Consider the following 21,813-nt stretch of genomic DNA (forward strand, 5'->3'; position numbering starts at 1 on the left):
TGACTTCAGTCCTACTCCGAAACAGTTCAATCCAACAACTGATCCTTGCGCAGACCCGCGCGGGCATGGTGGTGCGGCAAAACCCGCCCATAGAGTTGCTTTGTCCGCTCGACCCCGCCACACATCCCTTCCGCCTCGACAAAAGAGAAGATACCCACATACCGTCGGCGCGCGCCTTTGACCGGGGCAACGCGGTGCAAAGAATAGCGACCCTTGAAGATCTGCAAATCTCCCGGTTGCAACTCTAACGTCCGAACCCGCGCCCGGTTTCCATCGAGCACCGAGGCGACCTTGTCAAAATTCTCATCCTCGCTACTGCGCAGGTTCGGGACGTATTCAAAGGCCCCGCCCTCTTCGCCATTCTGGATGGCCAGCGTCACGGTGTAATTGTTGGTGTCAAAGTGCCAGGGAAAGCCCTGCCCATCTTCAACCATGTTGATTATCACATCCGCCAGCGGGTCATCATAACGAAAGAAGCGGTCTTCCGGTTCGTTCAATGCAGCGCGAATAAACGGTAAGAACCCCTCGAATTCATAGATCCGCCGCAGTGGACCGGACTTCGGAAAGTTGTCTGCCGGAACAAAGGCGTTCGACCTGTCAAAGAACCGTCGCACTGGGTGGTTCCGATCCAATTCGGGATCGTCCTGCGTGAAATAGGCATTGGTCCGGTTGAACGATCGGTGCGCGTGCCCCGCCACCGCGTCCGCCTCGGCCAAAAGCTGGGTCAGACCGTCGGCATGAACAAATCCGGGCAGGACCGCACAGCCGTCCTTCTCCAGCTCTCGACGCAGATCAGCGATCAACTGATCGTACGCACGCGAGCCCGGGCAATCGATTGGATACTGTCCCAGATCAACCAGATCGTGGATCATCCTCGGCCTCCCTCACCTGTTCGGTCAAGTTCAGCCTGCCGCAGTCGGATGCCTGCATCATGCTTGTTTCGGACATCGCCATGCCGCTTTTTGACCGCCCCGGTAGCGGCAATCAGCAGCGAGAAAGGGCTGTATTTCCCATTTGTTCCCCACATGCGTCAATCTGCGCAATAAAATGTCGCAAAATTCACCCCTCGGGTTAGAAAATTGGTGCAATTGCCTGTTGACGCCCCTTTCCGCCGGTCATAATGTCCCCACCACGCAAAGAAGGAGCCTCTGGCGATGAGAACGCTAGTCGTAATCGTAGGAAACACGCGCATGGGCCGGTAACGGTAAACCATAATCGAACCCATGCGCCTCCGAAAAATCTCGGGGGCTTTTTTTTGGCAAAACGCAAGACACACATGTCGCGAACGGAGCAAAGCAGATGACACGTGAGATGACCGGCGCAAAGATGGTGGTTCAGGCCCTCAAGGATCAGGGCGTGGACACGGTATTCGGATACCCCGGCGGCGCTGTGCTACCGATCTATGATGAGATTTTTCTGCAAAACGACATTCGCCACATTCTGGTGCGGCACGAACAAGGCGCGGTTCACGCGGCCGAAGGGTATGCACGCTCGACCGGCAAACCCGGCGTTGCCTTGGTGACATCCGGTCCCGGCGCGACCAACGCGGTAACCGGCCTGACAGACGCGCTTTTGGACTCGATCCCGATCGTTGTTCTGACCGGCCAGGTTCCGACCTTCATGATCGGTTCGGACGCCTTCCAAGAAGCCGACACCGTTGGCATCACCCGCCCCTGCACCAAGCACAACTGGCTAGTGAAGGACACGGACTCGCTGGCAGAGACCATGCATGAGGCCTTTCACGTCGCCACATCGGGCCGCCCCGGTCCGGTGCTGATCGATATCCCCAAGGATGTTCAGTTTGCCTCGGGCGAATATAACGCGCCCAAGCCGTCGACGTCGCACTATCAGCCGGTTGTAAAAGGCGACCTGGAAGAGATCACCGAACTGGTTGCGGCAATCGAAACCGCTAATAAGCCGGTTTTCTATACCGGCGGCGGCGTCATCAACTCTGGCCCGGCGGCCAGTCAGTTGCTGCGCGAGTTGGTGGATTCGACCGGCTTCCCGATCACCTCGACCCTGATGGGGCTGGGTGCTTATCCGGCGTCCGGCAAGAATTGGCTGGGTATGCTGGGGATGCATGGTCTCTACGAGGCCAATCTGGCGATGCATGACTGTGATCTGATGATCAACATCGGCGCGCGGTTTGATGACCGGATCACTGGCCGGATCGACGCGTTCTCGCCGAACTCCAAAAAAGCACACATCGACATTGATCCGTCTTCGATCAACAAGGTGATCCGCGTTGACATCCCGATTGTTGGCGACGTGGCCCATGTTCTTGAAGACATCCTGAAGGTCTGGAAAGCGCGCGGTCGCAAGACCAACGCGCCAGCGGTTGCAGAATGGCAGGCGCAGATCAACGACTGGCGCAAGGTCAATTGCCTGGCGTTCACCAACAGCGAAAAGTCGATCAAGCCGCAATATGCGCTGCAACGCCTTGAAGAACTGACCAAAAATCACGACCGCTATGTGACAACCGAGGTCGGTCAGCACCAGATGTGGGCGGCGCAGTATCTCGGGTTCGAAGATCCAAACCGCTGGATGACCTCGGGCGGTTTGGGCACCATGGGCTACGGCTTCCCGGCGTCCATCGGCGTGCAAATGGCGCACCCGGATGCGCTGGTCATCAACGTGGCCGGTGAAGCGTCGTGGCTTATGAACATGCAGGAAATGGGCACCGCCGTTCAGTACCGTCTGCCGGTGAAACAGTTCATCCTGAACAATGAACGCCTGGGTATGGTCCGCCAGTGGCAGGAATTGCTGCACGGCGAGCGGTACTCGCACAGTTGGTCCGAAGCCCTGCCCGATTTCGTCAAACTTGCCGAGGCCTTTGGCGCGAAGGGCATCATCTGCTCTGATCCGGCCGATCTGGATGACGCGATCATGGAGATGATCAACTATGACGGCCCGGTGATCTTTGACTGTCTGGTTGAAAAGCACGAGAACTGCTTCCCCATGATCCCCTCGGGCAAGGCGCATAACGAAATGCTGCTGGGTGAGGCCGAAACACAGGGCGTGATCGATTCCAAAGGCTCGGTTCTGGTTTAACAAAATTCGTCGAATGTTGTCGGGCGCTGAGGTGCCCGACCATCTCAGGATGATGAAAGGGACATAAATGTCTGCCCTACATATCAAAAAAGGCGCGACGCGCCATTCCGCCTATAACCTACGCCCCACCTTCTCGGACGTGCAGGAGCAGCACACGATTGCGGTTCTGGTCGAAAACGAGCCGGGTGTTCTAGCTCGCGTGATTGGGTTGTTCTCGGGCCGTGGTTACAACATCGAGAGCTTGACCGTCGCCGAAGTGGATCACACTGGTCACCTCAGCCGTATCACCATCGTCACCACCGGCACGCCGCAGGTAATCGAACAGATTAAGGCGCAGTTGGGCCGGATCGTGACCGTTCACGAGGTCCACGACCTGACCGTCGAAGGCCCCTCGGTCGAGCGCGAACTGGCCATCATCAAGGTTGTCGGTGAAGGCGACAAGCGCGTTGAAGCTCTGCGGCTGGCCGATATCTTCCGCGCCAGTGTTGTCGACAGCACGTTGAACTCATTCATCTTCGAGATCACCGGTGCCCCCGACAAGATCGACGCCTTTGCCGATCTGATGCGCCCCTTGGGTTTGGTCGAGGTTGCGCGCACGGGCGTCGCTGCCCTGTTGCGAGGCGACTAAGAAAACAACTGCCTCGCCTCTATTTCAAGGGCGAGGCATCCTTCTGCGACTGCTCGGTTACAGAAACCACTGTGGCGAGTGAGCATAAAAACTCCTAAAGATCATACAAAAGAGTTTAAAGCCTATTGCGTTTACCCTCCCCTACGTTAGCTTTAGAGCGTAGCGTGGCGTTGGGATGCGTCCGCTAGGGTCATCAGTACGATTTGAAACGCATGAACGACCGAAAAGGTCAGCTGCGTCGCGCTTGTGAACGATACTCTGGAACCTGGGACAGAAATGATCAATTCTACCCGTAGTCCTGATGAATTGCGCAGGATGTTTGGTGCAAATCTTCGGCAGTTGTCGCGGCAGTACTCTTCCGTGTCCGAACTGTGCCGCCAGCTGGGTATCAACAGAACCCAATTCAACCGATACCTGTCAGGCGAAAGCTTTCCGCGCCCCGATGTTCTGGATCGCATGTGCCGCTTCTTCGAGGTCGACGCGCGCATTCTGCTGCGACCTCTGGAAGAGATTGAGCTTCCCCCGATCCACCCGGCTGCGTCTGCCCTAACCGAATTTCTGGGCTCTGGCCCATCGACGCTGACCGAGAATCTCCTACCGGCAGGGTTCTACTATGTCACGGAAACGGGGCTGGACGGCGCGCCCTCGACACGGCACCGGCTGATCCATGCCCGGCGTTTGCCGCAATGCACTCTGGTGCGCAGCTATGAGCCCGGCAACGGCGCGGAACAGGCGCATCCGTCTCGACGCGAGGTTCAGGGGATTGCGGCCTGTGCGGGACAGCAAATCTACATCCTGATGTCCAGCCGAGCCGCGCAGAACAGCCGTATCTACCTTGTGACGCGGGGCACACACGAAAACGCCGAACGGTGGCGCGGGGTTGCGATCTGCCTGTCCAAAACCAATGCCCAGGCGACCACCATGCGCAGGCTCACGCTGAATTACCTGGGCACCGAACCCAAGGCCGCCTTGCCCGCCGCACGGGCCGCCAAGCGCTTTGAACAAAGCGCGGCCTAGGCTGCCTTGTCGTTTTGTTCTGCCCCGGCCATCGTGATCTGACGATAAAGGTGCCAACTGGCGTGCCCCAACAAAGGCAGCACGATCAGCAGACCCAGAAACCACGGTATCATCGCCACAAATGTCAGAACGGCCACGAAAAGCCCCCACCCCAACATTACCTTGGGGTTTGACTGAACATAGCTGAAACTGGCGATCATGGCGGTCACGAAATCCAGTTCCCGATCCAGCAGCATTGGGATCGACAGCACGGTAATCATGAACAAGAGAATGGCGAAAAGAGCCCCAACAACGCTTCCGACGGCCAGCATCGTCAAACCATTCGGTGTCAGAAACACTTCAAGCGAGGTTGACACGTTGGTCATCGTCGACAGCCCCATGAACAGCGCAAAAATCATGTGCCCCAGGAAGAACCAGAACAGGAAGATCACGACAATGATCGCGCAGATCGAGGGCAACTGACGGCGACTCTGCTGCACAACCACCCCAAAAATTGACCCGAAATCAAGCGGCTCCCCCTGCTCTAACCGGTGTGATACCTCGTAGAGCCCCACAGCCGCAAACGGCCCCAACAGCGGAAATCCGATGGTTGCCAGCACGAGCCAGTACGACGTCTGCGTCTGCACCGTCACCCAAGCCATGGCCCAGCCCGCCAGCACATAGAACCCGCCAAACAGCAGGCCAAACACCGGGGCGCGTCGAAAGTCGGCCCATGCCCGGCGCAGCGCCTCGCGCAGCATCTGTGTCGTTGCTGGCCCCATCTCGGGGACCCCAAAGGGTTTCTCCATCTTCTGTCTGTCCTCCCGTTTTCCGGCCTCCTCTCAAGCCGGTCGTTTCTGCGGCCACCCCGTCGCGGCGTGATACGCGGCCCCGATCGATAAAATACGTCCATCAGCCCCGCGCGGTCCAAAGACCTGCATCCCCATCGGTAAGCCGTCGGCTCCGAACCCGGCGGGGACCGACAGGCAGGGCAGCCCGATCACGCTGACCGGGACAACGACCTGCATCCAGCGGTGATAGGTATCCATCGGCGTTCCGGCGATTTCATTCGGGAACGGCACCTGCACCTCAAACGGCCAAACCTGGGCTGAGGGCAGGATCAGCGCATCATATGTTTCAAACAGCGTCGCAGCGCGCCGGAACCAGTCCGACCGGACGACGCTCGCCTGATGCACCTGCATCGCGGTCAGGGCTTGCCCCCGGTCCAGCTCCCACTGGGCGGTGTCCTTCAACTGCGCCTTTTGATCAGACAACGGCGCAAGGCTGGCTGCCACGCTCCAGGATCGCAGCGTCGACCAGCTTTGGAACATCTCCTCAGCGTCGAATGGTGGGGCGACCGCCTCGACCTGGGCGCCCAACTGCGCAAACACAGACAAGGCGTCTTGGCACTGCGCCAGAATACCGTCTTCAAAAGGGAACGCCCCGCCCCAGTCGCCCAGCCAACCTATCCGCACGTCAGTCAGATCCGCCGCCTGAACTGGTGACACCGGCGGGGTAGAAACGACCGCAGGATGCCTTGGGTCCGCGCCTGAGATCACGTCCAGCAATACACCCAGATCCTCAGGGCTGCGCGCCATCGGACCAAGCGTCGACAGTTGATGCAGAAACACATCGCCTGCGGGTTCGGGCGGCACCCGTCCCCAGCTGGGACGGAACCCATAAACATTGTTCCAGGCCGCCGGATTGCGCAGGCTACCCATCATGTCGGACCCATCCGCCAGCGCCACCATTCCGGTCGCCAATGCAACCGCCGCACCACCCGACGACCCACCGCAAGTGCGCGCATGGTCATACGGGTTGCGCGTGGCACCATAGACCGGATTGAATGTGTGCGAGCCCAGCCCGAATTCCGGCGTGTTGGTCTTGCCGATCAGAATGGCCCCCGCCGCCCGCATCCGCGCCGCGATCAGGTCGTCCGCTTGAGGAACAAAATCCCGAAACACCGGCGATCCCTGCGACGAGACCACGCCTGCGACATTCACCAGATCCTTGACCGCAATCGGCAATCCATGCAGCGGACCCGTCACCGGGCCATCATCCAGCGCCCGCGCCTCGGCCATCAAATCCGCCTCATCGCGCAACGCAACAATGGCGTTCAACGACCCGTTCACTGCCGCGATCCGATCCAGAGTCGCCCGCATCAGATCCGAGGCCGAAAGGCGCCGGGTCGAAAGGTCCGCCAACAAGGCGGTTGCTGTTGTTTGACTCAGATCCATCCCTCGGCCCATTGCGTCCCGTGTCATTCCGTCGCAATCAGCCTAGCCGGGGCAATCCCGCATTTAAACCCGTGTTTTACATATACCTTTTGGCAGCTCCCTGCAGCGCGAGGATCCGCTTCATCTGGCCAAAAATACCTCGGGGGAGTCTCCGCCTGCGGAGACGGGGGCAGCGCCCCCTTTAGCTGTCGCCTTGCGCCTCGGACCGGCTTTTGCCGGCCACATCCATCGCCAGCGTAGCAGCCATGAACCCGTCGAGATCGCCGTCCAGTACACCCTTGGTGTCCGAGGTCTCGTGGTTGGTACGCAGATCCTTGACCATCTGATACGGCTGCAACACGTAGGACCGGATCTGGTTGCCCCACCCGGCATCACCCTTGGCCTCATGCGCCGCGTTGATGTCGGCGTTTCGGCGGTCCAGTTCCTGTTGGTACAGGCGCGATTTAAGGGCCTTCATGGCAATATCACGGTTCTGGTGCTGCGACTTCTCAGAACTGGTCACGACGATACCGGTCGGAATGTGCGTGATCCGCACTGCCGAGTCCGTGGTGTTCACGTGCTGACCACCCGCACCCGAAGACCGGTAGGTATCGATACGAATATCCGCTGGGTTCACCTCGATCTCAATGTTGTCATCCACCACCGGATAAACCCAGACCGAGCTGAACGAGGTGTGCCGCTTGGCGGCCGAGTCATAGGGCGAAATCCGAACCAGCCGATGCACACCGCTTTCCGACTTCAACCAGCCATAGGCGTTGTGACCGGAAATCTTGTAGGCGGCAGACTTGATCCCCGCCTCTTCGCCCGCGGTCTCGGATTGCAGCTCGACCGTGTATCCCTTTTTCTCGGCCCAGCGGACATACATCCGTGCCAGCATCGAGGCCCAGTCGCAGCTTTCCGTACCACCGGCGCCCGAGTTGATTTCGAGGAAGGTGTCATTGCCGTCGGCCTCACCATCCAGCAGCGCCTCAAGTTCTTTCTTGGCGGCCTTGGCCCCCAGCTTCTTGATGGCTTCTTCGGCGTCCGAGACAACCTCTTCGTCCTCTTCCATCTCACCCAGTTCGATCAATTCGATATTGTCGCTCAGGTCGGTCTTGATCGATTCATAGGTCTCGATGGCGTCGACCAGCATCTGACGCTCGCGCATCAGTTTCTGCGCGTTTTCCGGGTTGTCCCAAAGGTTGGGGTCCTCGACACGCGCGTTGAACTCCTCAAGACGATGAGGGGCGGTCTCATAGTCCATGCGCTGCGCCAGCAGCTCCAGCGACTTTTCGATTTCCGCCACGGTATTCTGGGTTTCGGCGCGCATGGTCTTGTCCCAACTTGCTCAATCAGGCCTGCGTGATAGCAAGAGGTTCAAGGCTCCACAAGACAGCGGAGCCTCGAAACAGTTCAGGTGTCAGTAAAGACCGCCGGTTGAAAGATCGCCCTGGCTGGCATTGGGTCCAACGGTGACCGTGTTGCCGGTAGAGGTGGTCACCTGACGACCCGAGCTTGCCTCTTCAAACAGCGGCAGGTCAGAGCCCATCGCAAAGCCACCATCGTAGACGCGGTCGATAAAGCCGTCGACGCCGTCACGGAAGTACTCGGCCACGACATAGTCGCCGGTTGCATCTTCGGGCAGGCGCGCACCGCTGAAGCGGTCAATCTTAATGAAATGCCCACCTTCCGGCACTTCGAACGGGCCACCGCCGTATTTCTCGACGGCTTTCTCCATAAAGCTTTGGAACACTGGGCCACACATCGTGCCGCCATAGGCCCCCCGCCCCATCGGACGCGGACGGTCATAGCCGATGTAACAGCCAGCCACGATGTTCGAAGTGAATCCAATGAACCACGCATCCTTGGATTCGTTGGTCGTACCGGTCTTACCCGCAGTCGGAACCGGCAAGTTGATATGGGCCGAAGCCGTACCGCGATCTACCACACCCTTCATCATCGAGGTCAGCTGATACGCGGTGATCGCGTCCATGACCTGCGAACGGTTGGTCTCAATCGTGGGTGACTCATCCGGTTCGATCCAGGCCGAGTTACAATCAAGACACTGGCGGTCGTCGTGGCGATAGATCGTCTTGCCAAACCGGTCCTGAATACGGTCGACCAGAGTGGGATCAACTCGTTCGCCACCGTTGGCAAACATCGCGTAGGCAGCGACCATCTTGTACAGCGTTGTTTCTTCGGACCCCAGCGAATTTGCCAGGAACGCGCCCATGCGGTCATAGACACCGAAGCGTTCCGCATAGCCTGCTACAACAGGCATGGTGACCTCTTGCGCCAGACGGATGGTCATCAGGTTCCGCGACTGTTCGATCCCGGTACGCAGCGGCGTCGGACCATAGAACTTGTTCGACGAGTTCTTGGGCCGCCACAGACCCTGCGGCGTGTTCACCTCGATCGGGGCGTCAACAACGATGGTTGCGGGGCTGTAGCCGCTATCCAGCGCGGCCGCATAAACAAATGGCTTAAAACTGGATCCCGGCTGCCGCTGCGCCTGTGTGGCGCGGTTGAAGACCGAATCCTGATACGAGAAACCGCCCTGCATCGCCAGAACACGGCCAGAGTTCACGTCCATCGCGACAAAGCCACCCTGCACTTCGGGCACCTGACGCGCGGACCACTGACCCTCTTCCCCGGCCATGACCAGAATGACGTCGCCGCGTTTAAAGTTCGCTGCGAAATCGCCCTGCATCCATTTGATGTCGGAACGCGGAACGATGCCGTCAGCTGGGCCGTCTTCGATGCCCACTGTCAATTGCTGCTCACCGACGTTCAGCACAACGGCCGGATACCACTGCGTAGGCAGTACTACGTCACGGGGGATTTCCATGATGGCCAGCGCCTCACGCCACTGGGTTTCATCAGCCAGCTTGTCCTCTGGAATGACCTCGCCCGTGCCGCGCCATTTGCCGCGCGAACGGTCGTATTTCTGCAAAGCGGTGCGCAGGGCTTTGGCGGCCTCAATCTGCATCTCTTCATCGACCGAAGCACGGACGGTAAAGCCGCCGGTAAAGAACTCACCTTCACCAAAGTCTTCGCTCAGCTGACGGCGGATTTCGTCGGTGAAGTAATCGCGCGGCGGCAAGGCCGTACGGAAGCTTTCGAAATCACCGTTCTGGACCGAGCGCAGCGGCATTTCGACCTCGGTTTCATATGTCGCCTGATCGATGAACCCGTTCTGGTTCATCTCACGCAGCACGTAGTTTCGGCGCGCCAGCAGACGGTCCTTTTGCCGTACCGGATGATAATCCGAAGGTGCCTTGGGCATCGCGGCCAGCGTCGCGGCCTCGTGCGGCTCCAGCTCTTGCAGGGTCTTGTTGAAATAGGTCTGCGCGGCGGCAGTCACACCATAGGAGTTCTGACCTAGAAAGATCTCGTTCATATAAAGTTCGAGGATCTGTTCCTTGTCCAAGGTGTCCTCAAGCCGGGTGGCGAGGATGATTTCCTTGATCTTGCGCTCGGCCCGGCGGTCGCCGGACAGCAAGAAGTTCTTCATCACCTGCTGCGTGATGGTCGACGCACCGCGAACGTTCTCACCCTTTGACTTCACCGCCTCGACACCAGCGGCGATGATACCGCGCGGATCATAGCCCTGATGGGTGTAGAAGTTCTTGTCTTCTGCCGAGATAAAGGCCTGCTTCACCAGATCGGGGATTTCCTCGGACGGCGTGAACAGGCGGCGTTCCTGCGCGAACTCGTCGATCAGCTGACCTTCGCCCGAATAAATCCGGCTGATGGTCGGCGGCTTGTATTGCGCCAGCGATTCATGGCTGGGCAGATCGCGCCCATACATCCAGAAGATCGCGCCAACGACCAGCGCGGCCATGAAGATACCCAAGGTCACGAGGCTGAAAATCGCCCCAAAAATCGATAGAATGAAACGGATCACGTTACTGCCTTTTGCTCGCGGTGCCGCCTATATAGTGTCGCCCCCGCTTGGGGTCAAAACACGATGGCCAATAATAGCCGGTTTACGCCGCAGGGTCACTGACCAATCAGCGATCTTTTGATCCGGTCTTCCTGCCGCCACTTCTTCAGACCATCAACGATGCCCTGCGCCATGCCCCCCCGCCATTCCGGGTTGCGGATGTTTTTCAGGTCCCGAGGGCTGGACAAAAAGCCTAGCTCGACCAAAACCGAGGGAATGTCGGCGGCTTTGAGAACCGAGAAAGATGCAGTGCGGATCGGCCTGCTGTTCATCGGACCGCCTTGCTGCGTCATGCCATCGGCCAATGCACGGGCCAACGCATCGGTACGCGGTTTTGTTTCCTGACGTGCGATGTCCAGCAGCACATCGGCCACCTGATCATCTGCACCGCTCAGGTCGATACCAGCGATCAGGTCTCCGCGGTCATGACGCTCGGCCAGCTTGTCGCTCGCCACGTCAGAGGCTGCTTTGGACAATGTGTAAACCGCCGCCCCATGCGCCCGCCCCTCGGACAAGATATCGGCGTGCAACGAGATAAACACATCCGCCCCCGCCCGATGCGCCAGCGCGATGCGCCGCTCCAACGAGACGAATTGATCATCGACCCGCGTCATCACGACTTCGAAACCGCCCGCCCTCAGCAATTGCTCCCGAAGCTCGCGGGCAAAGGTCAGCATCAAGGTCTTTTCGTCCGAACCGTCCACTTCGGCCCCCGGATCAATGCCGCCATGGCCGGGGTCCAGCATTACCCGCAGAGCGCCGGACGTACCTTGACGCGATATGGCAGGTGTCACCGCAGGTTCCGGCAAGTCCCACCCCTGCTGACGCGGCGCGCCGGAGCCTGCAGCAAATGTATCGAAATCGGTGCCCATCAAGATCAGCGACAGATGCGCCTCACCGGATGTCTCATCAATGCGCAACTCGGCGCTGTCGACGGCCAGGGGGGCACCCAATTCCAGAACCATCCGCGACCAGCCCGGGACATAGGCCCCAAATTGCACTCCGCTTATGCGATCGCTTTGCAGAAACGTGTCGGGGTCAAGACCGGTCCAGTCGACCTCCTGAAAATCCAGAACCATGCGGTACGGATCGCGCAGGGTGAACACGCGATACGGCACGCCTTGGCTGAGGCCAAGATCGATGCGCACACCGGCGCGGCCTTCATCGACAATCCGGCTGTCATCCGGCACAACTCGCGCCAGCGCGCTGAAATCATGCGCTACAGCAGCCGTCGTCAGCGCCCAAAACAGCGCGATGGCGTAGAAGATCCTGCTCATGGCCTCAAGTTTTCCCGAGATCGTTTGACCGATACCCTAGCGCATCCGGGCTGCGTTGTGAACGGCTCAAGCTTGTTCCGTGATCGCGCCGCGCTCGGCCATGAAACGTTTCAATCTCAGCAAGCCCTCTTCAATGTCGTCCGTAGACCGGGCGTAGGAAAACCGCAGGGTGGAATGCCCCCGTTTCGGATCGAAATCCAATCCCGGCGTGACGGCCACCCCGGCCTTATCCAGAATCTCAGCCGCAAAGGCGCGGCTGTCGTCGGTCAGGTCCGAGACGTCAGCGTAAACATAAAACGCCCCATCTGGTGGCGCGATGTTGGTAAAGCCAGCCTTGGGCAGACCGTCCAGCATCAGCGCGCGGTTCCGGCGGTACACGTCCAGATTGGCCTGCAACTCATCCTCGCAATCCATCGCGGCAAGTGCGGCCACCTGACTGGCATGGGGCGCACAGATGAACATGTTCTGCGCGATCCGTTCGACCACGCGCACCTGATCCTCGGGCACCACCATCCAGCCAACACGCCAACCGGTCATCGAGAAGTACTTTGAGAACGAGTTGATCACATAGCACTCGTCCGTCAATTCCAGCGCGGTGACGGCTTTGGCTTCGTATTCAAGGCCGTGGTAAATCTCATCGCTGATGAAAGACGCGCCCTGCCCCTGTGCTGCCTCGATCAAGGCGCCCATCGCAGCGTGATCGAGCATCGTTCCGGTTGGGTTCGCGGGCGATGCGACCATCAAGCCCTGCAGGTCAAGCCCGGCGAAATCCGAAGGGACCGGCTGCAGACGGTTCTCGGGCGCGGTTGGCAGGTCCACAGGCACCAAACCCAGTGCTTTCAAAATCTGCCGATAGGACGGATAGCCCGGCGCTCCGATCCCGACACGGTCACCGCTGTCGAACAAGGCCGTGAAGGCCAACAGAAACCCGCCGGACGATCCGGGCGTGATCACCACGCGTTCCGGATTCAGGTCGACGTTGTACCACTCACCATAAAGCCGTGCGATCCGTTGCCGCAGTTCAGGCAGACCCAACGCCACGGTGTAGCCCAGCGGACCTTGCTCCATCGCTTTGGCCAAAGCCTCGGTTGCGCCTTTGGGTGCACCGGTTCCTGGCTGGCCGACCTCCATATGGATTATGTGGCGCCCAGCTTCTTCGGCCTTACGCGCGGCCTCCATCACGTCCATCACGATGAAGGGATCGACCCCGGACCGGGTTGAGTTTCTCATGCCCATCTCCCATGTTGCAGCCATGGCTTTTGAACGCGTATCAAGGCTGGCGTCAATCCCGGCCCTGTTGCTGATTGCAGTGACATGGGTGAGCAGCGCGTCGCAGTCCAACGCCCAAAGCCTGATCCGCGACCCAGACATCGAACACGGCCTGCGCGAGCTGGCCTTTCCCATCTTGCGGGCCGCTGGTCTGAATACCAATCGGGTGCGAATTCTGGTCGTCAACGACAGCACATTCAACGCGTTTGTCATAGATTACAACGCGATCTACGTGAATTACGGGCTGATCCTGACCGTTGAAAGCCCCGAGATGCTGCAGGCCGTGATCGCCCACGAAGCCGCTCATATCGCCAACGGCCATCTGGCACGGCGCATCGAAAACTTGCGCGCGGCGCAACGTAACGCGCAACTGGGCACTGCGCTCGCCCTTGTTGTAGCGGCCGCCGGAGGTGGCGAGGCCGCGGCCGGCATCGCCGCGGGGACCTCTGGCGCAGCACTGCGCAGCTTTTTGGGACACACGCGGGCCGAAGAATCCTCGGCCGATCGCAGCTCGGCCAGCTATTTACGCGCCGCGGGTATCTCACCCAGCGGTATGGTGGCCCTGCACCAGAAATTCGCGGGTCAGGAATTGCTGAGCACCGCAAATCAGGATCCCTATATGCGGTCCCACCCGACCAGTCGCGAGCGCCTGCGCGCCGCACAGGCTTTCATGGGAGAGTTCAGCGATCAGGCCCCTTCCAACCCAAACGCCGATTACTGGTTCGCGCGGGTTAAGGGTAAGCTGTCGGCCTTCCTTCGTTCGCCCGGCTGGACACTGCGCCGCGCAAAAGAAGAGACCGCGCAGGACATTCGCCTAATGCGCGAGGCCGCCGCCTACCACCAGAACCGCGATTTAGCCCGCGCACGCGCCGCAATCGACGCAGCCCTGGACATCCGGCCCGACGACCCGTTCTACTACGAACTAAAGGGGCAAATACTGTTGGAAAACAGGCAATTGAATGAGGCTGTTAAAGCTTATGGTCATGCCGTTGATATGTTGCCGAATGATCCTTTGCTGATGGCAGGTTACGGGCGGGCGTTGCTTGCCGACGGGCAGACAAAGGCCGCGCTCGATGTGCTTGAAAAGGCGCGCGCACGGGATTATCGCAATGCACGACTGATGCAGGATCTTGGCATGGCCTATGCCAGGGTCGGAAACAACGGGATGGCTTCGGCCGTGACCGCCGAAAGATATGCGCTGCAGGGCCGGTTGGCCGATGCAGGCATCCACGCAAGACGCGCCGTTGGGCAATTGCCCGAAGGCTCACCAGGTTGGCAACGGGCGCAGGATGTACTGATTGCCTCGGAACAAGCGAAGAAAAAGAAAAGGAAACGGAAATGATCCTCAGACACGCCGCTCCCGCCCTTCTGGGGCTTTCCCTGATCACCGGCCCCGCGCTGGCCCTGGACCTTAGCACCATGAGCGATGCCGAACGCGAGCAGTTCGGTGCGCAAGTTCGTGAATACCTGCTGGAAAACCCCGAAGTGATCATCGAGGCAATAAATATCCTTGAACAGCGTAATGCCGCAGCCGAAGCGGCCGCTGACAAGGATCTGGTCGCCGCCAACGCGGAAGAGCTGTTCAACGACGGCTATAGCTGGGTGGGTGGTAACCCCGAAGGCGACATCACTCTGGTCGAGTTCATGGACTACCGCTGTGGTTATTGCCGCCGCGCCGTGCCCGAAGTGGCAAGCCTGCTGGCCGAAGACGGGAATATCCGCCTTGTGATCAAAGAGTTCCCGATTCTGGGCGACGCTTCGGTCCTGTCCTCGCGCTTTGCCGTCGCAACCAAGCATGTTGCAGGCGATGACGCTTACAAACAGGTTCACGACGCGCTGCTGGAGTTCACTGGCGAGCCGTCAGAGGTTGCCCTGCGCCGCATTTCGGACGGGCTGGGCCTGGACAGCGACGCCATCATCGCCGCGATGGACAGCGAGCAGGTGACCGACGAAATCACCCGCACTCGTGCGCTGGCGCAACGTATGCAGATTTCCGGCACGCCGTCCTTCGTTCTGGGCACCGAAATGCTGCGCGGCTTCCTGCCTGCGGATCAGATGTTGCAAATTGCAAACGGTGTTCGGGCGGAACAAGGCTGAGCGCACGGGGCGGTCAGGCCGCCCCTTCGCATCTATAGCTTTAGGGCCGGATCGTCGATCCGGCCCTTCTGCGTAATGCTTCAATAGCAAACTCACTTTCCTTTGGAGGGGTGTTTCGATAGCTATTCAACTATAGAGAGATTGATTGATCCGAATTTGAGCCCGCAGACATGAAGACAAAAGGCGTAACCCTTTACTGCGTGACTGCTTTTTGGGCTGTTCTGACACTTGCAATCGGGCTGTATTACCTGTTCTCAGGCACGACCACCACTGCGGACGTCAAAGTCCGCGCTGCGAACTCTTCAACCTCCGTCGAGATTGGAAGCTGGGAACCCGGCGACGCAAAAATCCTGAACCTCAGGGGGAAGCCGGTTGTCATTTGGCGCCGGGATCAGGATGAAATGGCAAGGGCTTTGGCGCAATTTGACCCTACGATCCCGTTAGAGGACTGGGCTGAGGCGATAAACTCTGGCGCGCTTGAGCGGGGGCTTGAACCAGAGGCATTTGCCAACGTCGAATGATTCATCGCCAGCCCGATCAGCACGGCGGGGTTTGGCTGCATTGTGCAAACAAAAGCTGGCGACTTTGACGGGTTCTTTGATCCCTGCGTTGGGGTCCACTACGATATGTGGGGCCGCCCGCAAAAGGGCCCGACCGACACCAAACTGAAGGCACCGGCCCGCACGATCGACGCGGACAGGCAACGCGTAACAATTTCACTCTTTGGACTGCCTGCAACCAGATAAGCTGGCCTTACTCCGCCGCCTCACGCGTCGCGTCCAGTTCTGCCGCCTTTTTCTTGACCTCTTCAACGATGTGCTCGATCATCTGATCGTTCGACATCTTGTGGCTGGCTTTGCCTGCCAGATAGACCATACCAGACCCGGCCCCGCCGCCTGTAAAGCCCACGTCGGTCATCAGTGCCTCACCCGGGCCGTTCACCACGCAGCCGATGATCGACAGGCTCATGGGTGTCTTGATGTGCTCCAACCGCTGTTCCAGCGCTTCGACGGTTTTGATCACGTCAAACCCCTGCCGCGCGCAGGAGGGGCAGGAAATGATGTTCACGCCGCGATGGCGCAGGCCAAGGGATTTGAGGATCTCATAGCCAACCTTCACCTCTTCGACCGGATCGGCGGACAGGCTGACACGAATCGTGTCGCCGATACCCATCCACAACAGATTACCTAAACCGATCGCTGATTTGATGGTGCCAGAGACCAGCCCGCCCGCCTCGGTAATCCCTAGGTGGATCGGCGCGTCGGTGGCCTCGGCAATGCCCTGATAGGCAGCGGCAGACAGGAACACGTCGCTGGCCTTCACGCTGATCTTATACTCGTGGAAGTCATTGTCCTGCAGGATACGGATATGTTCCAACCCGCTTTCGACCATCGCATCGGGGCACGGTTCGCCATATTTCTCAAGCAGGTGCTTTTCCAGGCTGCCTGCGTTCACACCGATCCGGATCGAGCAATTGTGGTCGCGTGCGGCCTGAATAACCTCTTTCACACGGTCTTCGCTGCCGATGTTGCCCGGATTGATCCGCAGGCACGCAGCACCTGCTTCGGCGGCCTCGATCCCGCGACGGTAGTGGAAATGAATGTCCGCCACGATGGGCACCGGGCTTTCGCGCACAATCTCTTTCAGGGCTTTCGACGACGCCTCATCCGGGACGGATACACGCACAATGTCGGCACCGGCTTCGGCGGCGGCCTGGACTTGCGCAACGGTCGCCGCAACATCCGTTGTCAGCGTGTTGGTCATTGTCTGAACAGCGATAGGCGCATCGCCCCCGACGGGAACGTTTCCGACCATGATCTGGCGGGATTTACGGCGATAGATGTTCTTCCACGGGCGAACGTGATTGAGGGACATGAGGACGGGTCCAAAGCTGCCTGAGTTGCGTCTTAGATAGTCCGGCTACCCAGGTATCGCAATGGTCAGATCACTCGGCCGGGGCTTCGGTGACCTGCGCCTGAAGTTCGGCTACCAACTGCTTGAGCGCGCTATTCTGTTCGGCCTCGAGATCGGCAACCTCATAACGCTCGGAAACCGCGTCCTTGGACAGGACAACGCCCTTGGTGACCGTACCCGGTGCGCCAACTGGGCCGTAGTGCTCGCCGTTCATCGAGAAATAGACAGAGCCTGACGCGCCTGCGCGCAGTTGCGGCGGCTCTTCGGTCAGGGGAATTTCAAACGTGCTGCCCTGCTCGACCGTGCCCAGGGTGCCTTCGAATAGAACGCTGCCATCTGCGGCGCGGATGCGCATCCAGGACGGCGCAACGGCTACGATTCTTAACGCGGTGTCCACCTGCTCGACGACCTGTGGCAAGGCGGGGCGTTCCACCGTGTGCACTTCGGCCACTTCGATCTTAGGCGGCTCGGGCGGGCGGAATGTGCCAACGGTGCGCGGGTCCAATGTGGCAATTGGCGCGTCACGGGCGACGAGTACCGGCACATCTAGCGCCTGCGGGCGATAGAGGCGGTCCAGCGCTTCGGGCGTCGGCGCAGCGGTATCTGCTGCCACGGCCAGTTCGACCGGAGCACGGGCAGCGTCCAGCGGATCAAGATCGGACAGAACGACAGGCGCCTGCTCGACCGGGCTGACCTGAACCTGCTGGATACGGTTCAGCACCGACCAGCCGCCGTAGCCGATGCCACAAATCACGGCCAGCAGCACCAACGACGACCCAATCGCGCGCGGCTCGATCTGGCTGACCAGAGATTCCCGGCCGGGAACATAAGGTGTATTCGGAGAGATAAACGGATCGCGCCCCATCGGCCCGCGCGACGGCAAAGCCCCCGAAGGTTTGCGCACGACCGAAGCCTCGGCGGACATGCCGTGGGCCACTTCAAACCCGCTTTCGGCACAGAATGTCGCGAAAGTTTCATCCGGGTTCATGCCCAGATAGCGGGCGTAAGAACGCACATACCCGGCGATGAAGCCGGGTGTGTCGAACGCGTCGGGATCGGCGTCCTCTATGGCAGCAATGTAGTTGGCCTTAATCCGAAGTTCGCGCTGAACATCCAGAAGGGACTTGCCCATTGTCGCGCGCTCACCACGCATTCTGTCGCCAAGCCGCACTTCATAGTCGTCGAAGCCCTTTGGCCGGACGTCTGTGTCGTCTTCGGAATCGCGCTGTGATCTGCGCCCAATCATTCCTGCTGCCCCATTCTGCCTTTTGCGCGTTACACGCTAACGACGAATCGATCCCATAACGATTCGTGCGTCCCTTTTGTTAGGGTAAGCTTAACACGCGACAAGCGTATTGCACACTTTGGCGTGAGGTTAACCTGCAAGTTCGGCGCGATTTAGCGCACAATGTGACCAAAGTTCGTCCATCGCTTGGATCAAACGGTTCATTTCGCCCGGTCCGTGGACCGGTGACGGGGTAAACCGCAGACGCTCCGTACCGCGCGGCACGGTGGGGAAGTTGATCGGCTGAACGTAGATTCCATAGTCATCCAACAGCCGGTCGCTGAGAATTTTGGTATGCACAGGGTCACCGACGATCACGGGCACAATGTGGCTGCCGTGGTCGATCAGCGGCAAGCCCATCCCTTTCAGCCGCAGCTTGAGGATTTTGGCTTGGGTCTGGTGCTGCTCGCGCAGTTCCGGCGCGTTCTTCAGATAGGCAACCGAAGCCGCCGCACCCGCCGCCACAGCAGGCGGCAACGAAGTCGTAAAGATGAAGCCCGGCGCATAAGAGCGCACGGCGTCACACATTTTCTCGCTTGCCGCGATATAGCCACCCATAACACCATAGGCTTTGGCCAGTGTGCCGTTGATGATGTCGATGCGATGGGCCAGACGATCACGTTCGGTCACGCCGCCACCGCGCGGGCCGTACATGCCAACCGCGTGCACTTCGTCGATATAGGTCAGAGCGCCAAACTCATCCGCCAGATCGCAAATCTCTTCGATCGGACCGAAATCACCATCCATCGAATAGACGGATTCGAATGCGATCAGCTTGGGGGCCGCAGGATCGTCGGCCTCAAGCAGCTCACGCAGGTGAGCAACGTCATTGTGACGGAAAATCCGCTTGGCACCACCATTGCGGCGCACACCTTCGATCATCGAGGCATGGTTCAGCGCGTCAGAATAGATGATCAGGCCGGGGAACAGCTTGGGCAGCGTGCTAAGCGTCGCATCATTTGCGATATACGCGCTGGTGAACAGCAAGGCAGATTCTTTGCCGTGCAGATCGGCCAGCTCAGCCTCAAGACGCTTGTGATACACCGTCGTGCCCGAAATGTTACGGGTTCCACCTGAACCCGCACCTGCAGCGTCCACCGCTTCGTGCATGGCCTCAAGGACGACCGGATGCTGCCCCATCCCAAGGTAGTCATTGCCACACCACACAGTGATGTTCTGCTGCGACCCGTCAGGACGGGTGCGTACGGCGTGCGGGAAATGACCATTCCGGCGTTCGATATCAATAAAGGTCCGGTAGCGACCTTCATCATGCAGCTTGGCTAGCGCTGTATCGAGCTGAGCAGTATAATCCACCGGTTTCTCCTTCTGCGCCCGGCATTTGCGTTTGTTTGCCGAACCCGTTGTTCCCTCAGATGACAGGCTTAGCTGCCCCTTCGGTGTCGCTTCCCCTAGAATAACGTGCCTAACGTCAATCTCGGAGTCGCAACTTTGATCTGCATCAATTATCCCTGATCACGCCATTCGACAAGTAAAGTTACGGCCATCGGACGCGAGGAAACGACGCAGGCAACCCTGCGACCCGAAACAGGTTTCCTATCTTATCACCGATTTCCTGCCGATACAGGCTGGACGGCGCTGCCGGTGCTGTTAGGTTCCGCTGCAATTCACGACCATTCAGGAGACGCTCATGTCACTAGACGCTGTTCTGAGCAGGATCGACGCCGATCTGTCCACATCCATCGACCGGCTGATGGAATTTCTGCGCATCCCGTCGATCTCAACCGACCCCGCCTATAACGAGCAGGTCGAAAAGGCCGCGGACTGGCTTGTCGCCGATCTGCAAAGCATCGGCATCGCCGCTGAAAAGCGGCTGACAACCGGGCACCCGATGGTCGTTGGCCATGTGGGCGAAGACGGCGACGGCCCGCATGTTCTGTTCTATGGCCACTATGACGTGCAGCCGGTTGACCCGCTTGAGCTGTGGAAGCGCGATCCGTTTGACCCGGCGTTGGAAGACACTGAAAACGGTCAGGTCATCCGTGGCCGTGGCTCATCCGACGACAAAGGCCAGCTGATGACCTTTGTCGAGGCCTGCCGGGCTTGGAAAGCGATTCATGGCACCCTGCCCTGCCGCATCACATTCTTCTTCGAGGGCGAAGAAGAATCCGGCTCGCCTTCGCTGGTCCCATTCCTTGAGGCCAACAAAGATGAGCTGAAAGCTGATCTGGCACTAGTCTGCGACACTTCGATGGTTTCGCGCGGTGTCCCGTCCATCGCGTCGCAGCTGCGCGGTATGCTCAAAGATGAGTTTACCGTAATCGGCCCCCGGATTGACCTGCACTCAGGTCACTATGGCGGGCCGGGGCTGAATCCATTGCGCGAGTTGTCCAAGATCGTCGCGTCCTTCTATGACGACGAAACCGGCCGCGTCGCGGTCGACGGCTTTTATGAAGGTGTCCACGAGGTACCTGCGGAACAACTGCGCCAATGGGAAAATTGCGGATTCAACGAGACTGAATACCTGAAATCGGTCGGCTACACGCAGCCGCACGGCGAAAAGGGATACTCCACGCTTGAACAGCAATGGGCGCGCCCGACGCTTGAGGTGAACGGGTTGTGGGGTGGCTATAACGGTGCTGGCTCAAAGACGGTCATCCCATCCGAGGCACACTGCAAAATCACCTGCCGCCTTGTGGGCGATATGGACCCCGACGCGCTGCGCGACAAAATCCGTAAACACGTCGAAGATCGCCTGTCGCCAGACGCAAAAGTTGTCTGGGACAACGACTTGGAAGGCTCACCCGCATCCGTCATGAACCTCGACCGTCCCGAATTCGAAGCAGCCCGCGGCGCGCTGTCCGATGAATGGGACCGCGAGGCCGTCTTTACCGGTATGGGCGGGTCAATTCCGGTGGTCGGTTATTTCGATACCGTCCTCGGCCTGGATTCAATGCTGGTTGGCTATGCCAATGACGACGACGCTATCCACTCGCCCAACGAAAAGTACGACGTGAAAAGTTTCCACAAGGGCATCCGGTCCTGGGCCCGAATTCTGGACGCTTTGAACAAGTAAACACTATTTGCGAGGCTCTGCCTCGCGCTCCGAGGTATTTGGGGCCAGATGAATAAAGGATCCCCTGCTTCATCTGGCTGAAAATACCTCGGGGGAGTCG

The 21,813-nt window shown here is 59.3% G+C and carries 17 protein-coding genes; 7 read left to right on the forward strand and 10 right to left on the reverse strand.

All coding sequences use genetic code 11. From position 1 onward, the window contains the following. Positions 1-26: 26 nt before the first annotated feature. Positions 27-872 (reverse strand): HalD/BesD family halogenase, encoded by an 846-nt coding sequence (locus GOV53_RS16775; protein WP_170468505.1) that lies wholly within the window; start codon positions 870-872, stop codon positions 27-29. Positions 873-1,299: 427 nt separating this feature from the next. On the opposite strand from GOV53_RS16775, the gene GOV53_RS16780 reads away from it, so the two are divergent. The 3 genes from GOV53_RS16780 (at position 1,300) to GOV53_RS16790 (ending at position 4,696) form a co-directional block, all read left to right on the forward strand. Next, complete coding sequence (locus GOV53_RS16780; protein WP_170468507.1) at positions 1,300-3,051, forward strand: acetolactate synthase 3 large subunit; 1,752 nt, start codon at positions 1,300-1,302, stop codon at positions 3,049-3,051. Positions 3,052-3,118: 67 nt separating this feature from the next. Then, positions 3,119-3,679 (forward strand): acetolactate synthase small subunit, encoded by a 561-nt coding sequence (gene ilvN, locus GOV53_RS16785; RefSeq protein WP_170468510.1) that lies wholly within the window; start codon positions 3,119-3,121, stop codon positions 3,677-3,679. 315 nt (positions 3,680-3,994) lie between these two features. After that, positions 3,995-4,696: a helix-turn-helix domain-containing protein gene (locus tag GOV53_RS16790; protein WP_254439314.1), complete on the forward strand. Its 702-nt coding sequence runs from the start codon at positions 3,995-3,997 to the stop codon at positions 4,694-4,696. Here GOV53_RS16790 and GOV53_RS16795 read toward each other — a convergent pair. From GOV53_RS16795 to GOV53_RS16820, 6 genes are all read right to left on the reverse strand, one after another. Beyond that, positions 4,693-5,484 (reverse strand): DUF2189 domain-containing protein, encoded by a 792-nt coding sequence (locus GOV53_RS16795; RefSeq protein ID WP_170468514.1) that lies wholly within the window; start codon positions 5,482-5,484, stop codon positions 4,693-4,695. The two genes, GOV53_RS16790 and GOV53_RS16795, sit on opposite strands and share 4 nt — an antisense overlap. 33 nt (positions 5,485-5,517) lie before the next feature. After that, positions 5,518-6,912 (reverse strand): amidase, encoded by a 1,395-nt coding sequence (locus GOV53_RS16800; protein WP_170468689.1) that lies wholly within the window; start codon positions 6,910-6,912, stop codon positions 5,518-5,520. Positions 6,913-7,093: 181 nt separating this feature from the next. Continuing rightward, positions 7,094-8,221, reverse strand: coding sequence for a peptide chain release factor 2 (gene prfB, locus GOV53_RS16805; RefSeq protein ID WP_170427903.1), 1,128 nt, complete (start codon positions 8,219-8,221; stop codon positions 7,094-7,096). A gap of 90 nt (positions 8,222-8,311) precedes the next feature. Then, a complete protein-coding gene (locus GOV53_RS16810; protein WP_170468516.1) occupies positions 8,312-10,798 on the reverse strand; it encodes a penicillin-binding protein 1A in 2,487 nt (828 codons plus the stop codon). 95 nt (positions 10,799-10,893) lie between these two features. Then, entirely contained in the window at positions 10,894-12,114 is a 1,221-nt protein-coding gene (locus GOV53_RS16815; protein WP_170468518.1) for an N-acetylmuramoyl-L-alanine amidase, read from the reverse strand. Positions 12,115-12,180: 66 nt separating this feature from the next. Further along, positions 12,181-13,344, reverse strand: a complete 1,164-nt coding sequence (locus tag GOV53_RS16820; RefSeq protein WP_170468519.1) for a pyridoxal phosphate-dependent aminotransferase — start codon at positions 13,342-13,344, stop codon at positions 12,181-12,183. Here GOV53_RS16820 and GOV53_RS16825 point away from each other — a divergent pair. The 3 genes from GOV53_RS16825 to GOV53_RS21350 all read left to right on the forward strand — a co-directional run bounded on the left by GOV53_RS16825 (position 13,343) and on the right by GOV53_RS21350 (position 16,001). Next, positions 13,343-14,725: a M48 family metalloprotease gene (locus GOV53_RS16825; protein WP_170468521.1), complete on the forward strand. Its 1,383-nt coding sequence runs from the start codon at positions 13,343-13,345 to the stop codon at positions 14,723-14,725. The two genes, GOV53_RS16820 and GOV53_RS16825, sit on opposite strands and share 2 nt — an antisense overlap. Next, positions 14,722-15,480, forward strand: coding sequence for a DsbA family protein (locus tag GOV53_RS16830; protein WP_170468523.1), 759 nt, complete (start codon positions 14,722-14,724; stop codon positions 15,478-15,480). The genes GOV53_RS16825 and GOV53_RS16830 overlap by 4 nt, the downstream gene beginning before the upstream one ends. Before the next feature lie 170 nt (positions 15,481-15,650). Beyond that, positions 15,651-16,001 carry a hypothetical protein gene (locus GOV53_RS21350; protein WP_254439315.1) on the forward strand — a complete coding sequence of 117 codons (351 nt, stop codon included), beginning with the start codon at positions 15,651-15,653 and terminating at the stop codon, positions 15,999-16,001. 232 nt (positions 16,002-16,233) lie between these two features. Here the strand turns inward: GOV53_RS21350 and ispG are convergent, their stop codons facing one another. The 3 genes from ispG to hemA all read right to left on the reverse strand — a co-directional run bounded on the left by ispG (position 16,234) and on the right by hemA (position 19,993). After that, positions 16,234-17,355, reverse strand: a complete 1,122-nt coding sequence (gene ispG, locus GOV53_RS16840) for a flavodoxin-dependent (E)-4-hydroxy-3-methylbut-2-enyl-diphosphate synthase (protein WP_170468524.1) — start codon at positions 17,353-17,355, stop codon at positions 16,234-16,236. 70 nt (positions 17,356-17,425) lie between these two features. Further along, positions 17,426-18,640, reverse strand: coding sequence for a helix-turn-helix domain-containing protein (locus GOV53_RS16845; RefSeq protein ID WP_170468526.1), 1,215 nt, complete (start codon positions 18,638-18,640; stop codon positions 17,426-17,428). A 129-nt stretch (positions 18,641-18,769) separates the two neighbouring features. After that, the gene (gene hemA, locus GOV53_RS16850) at positions 18,770-19,993 is read right to left on the reverse strand and encodes a 5-aminolevulinate synthase (RefSeq protein WP_170427931.1); all 1,224 of its coding nucleotides are present in this window, start codon (positions 19,991-19,993) and stop codon (positions 18,770-18,772) included. Positions 19,994-20,327: 334 nt separating this feature from the next. On the opposite strand from hemA, the gene GOV53_RS16855 reads away from it, so the two are divergent. Continuing rightward, entirely contained in the window at positions 20,328-21,713 is a 1,386-nt protein-coding gene (locus tag GOV53_RS16855) for a dipeptidase (RefSeq protein ID WP_170468528.1), read from the forward strand. Positions 21,714-21,813: the final 100 nt, after the last annotated feature.

This window comes from Ruegeria arenilitoris (genome assembly GCF_013035315.1).
In the GTDB taxonomy this organism is placed as follows: domain Bacteria; phylum Pseudomonadota; class Alphaproteobacteria; order Rhodobacterales; family Rhodobacteraceae; genus Ruegeria; species Ruegeria arenilitoris_D.

Bases quoted from the DNA above. Each gene is read 5' to 3' on its own strand.
- GOV53_RS16815 (WP_170468518.1), bottom strand. From the start codon at position 12,114: ATGAGCAGGATCTTCTACGCCATCGCGCTGTTTTGGGCGCTGACGACG.
- GOV53_RS16830 (WP_170468523.1), top strand. From the start codon at position 14,722: ATGATCCTCAGACACGCCGCTCCCGCCCTTCTGGGGCTTTCCCTGATC.
- GOV53_RS16825 (WP_170468521.1), top strand. From the start codon at position 13,343: ATGCCCATCTCCCATGTTGCAGCCATGGCTTTTGAACGCGTATCAAGG.
- GOV53_RS16790 (WP_254439314.1), top strand. From the start codon at position 3,995: ATGTTTGGTGCAAATCTTCGGCAGTTGTCGCGGCAGTACTCTTCCGTG.
- GOV53_RS16780 (WP_170468507.1), top strand. From the start codon at position 1,300: ATGACACGTGAGATGACCGGCGCAAAGATGGTGGTTCAGGCCCTCAAG.
- GOV53_RS16820 (WP_170468519.1), bottom strand. From the start codon at position 13,344: ATGAGAAACTCAACCCGGTCCGGGGTCGATCCCTTCATCGTGATGGAC.
- prfB (WP_170427903.1), bottom strand. From the start codon at position 8,221: ATGCGCGCCGAAACCCAGAATACCGTGGCGGAAATCGAAAAGTCGCTG.
- ilvN (WP_170468510.1), top strand. From the start codon at position 3,119: ATGTCTGCCCTACATATCAAAAAAGGCGCGACGCGCCATTCCGCCTAT.
- GOV53_RS21350 (WP_254439315.1), top strand. From the start codon at position 15,651: ATGAAGACAAAAGGCGTAACCCTTTACTGCGTGACTGCTTTTTGGGCT.
- GOV53_RS16845 (WP_170468526.1), bottom strand. From the start codon at position 18,640: ATGATTGGGCGCAGATCACAGCGCGATTCCGAAGACGACACAGACGTC.
- GOV53_RS16795 (WP_170468514.1), bottom strand. From the start codon at position 5,484: ATGGAGAAACCCTTTGGGGTCCCCGAGATGGGGCCAGCAACGACACAG.
- ispG (WP_170468524.1), bottom strand. From the start codon at position 17,355: ATGTCCCTCAATCACGTTCGCCCGTGGAAGAACATCTATCGCCGTAAA.
- GOV53_RS16800 (WP_170468689.1), bottom strand. From the start codon at position 6,912: ATGGATCTGAGTCAAACAACAGCAACCGCCTTGTTGGCGGACCTTTCG.
- GOV53_RS16855 (WP_170468528.1), top strand. From the start codon at position 20,328: ATGTCACTAGACGCTGTTCTGAGCAGGATCGACGCCGATCTGTCCACA.
- GOV53_RS16775 (WP_170468505.1), bottom strand. From the start codon at position 872: ATGATCCACGATCTGGTTGATCTGGGACAGTATCCAATCGATTGCCCG.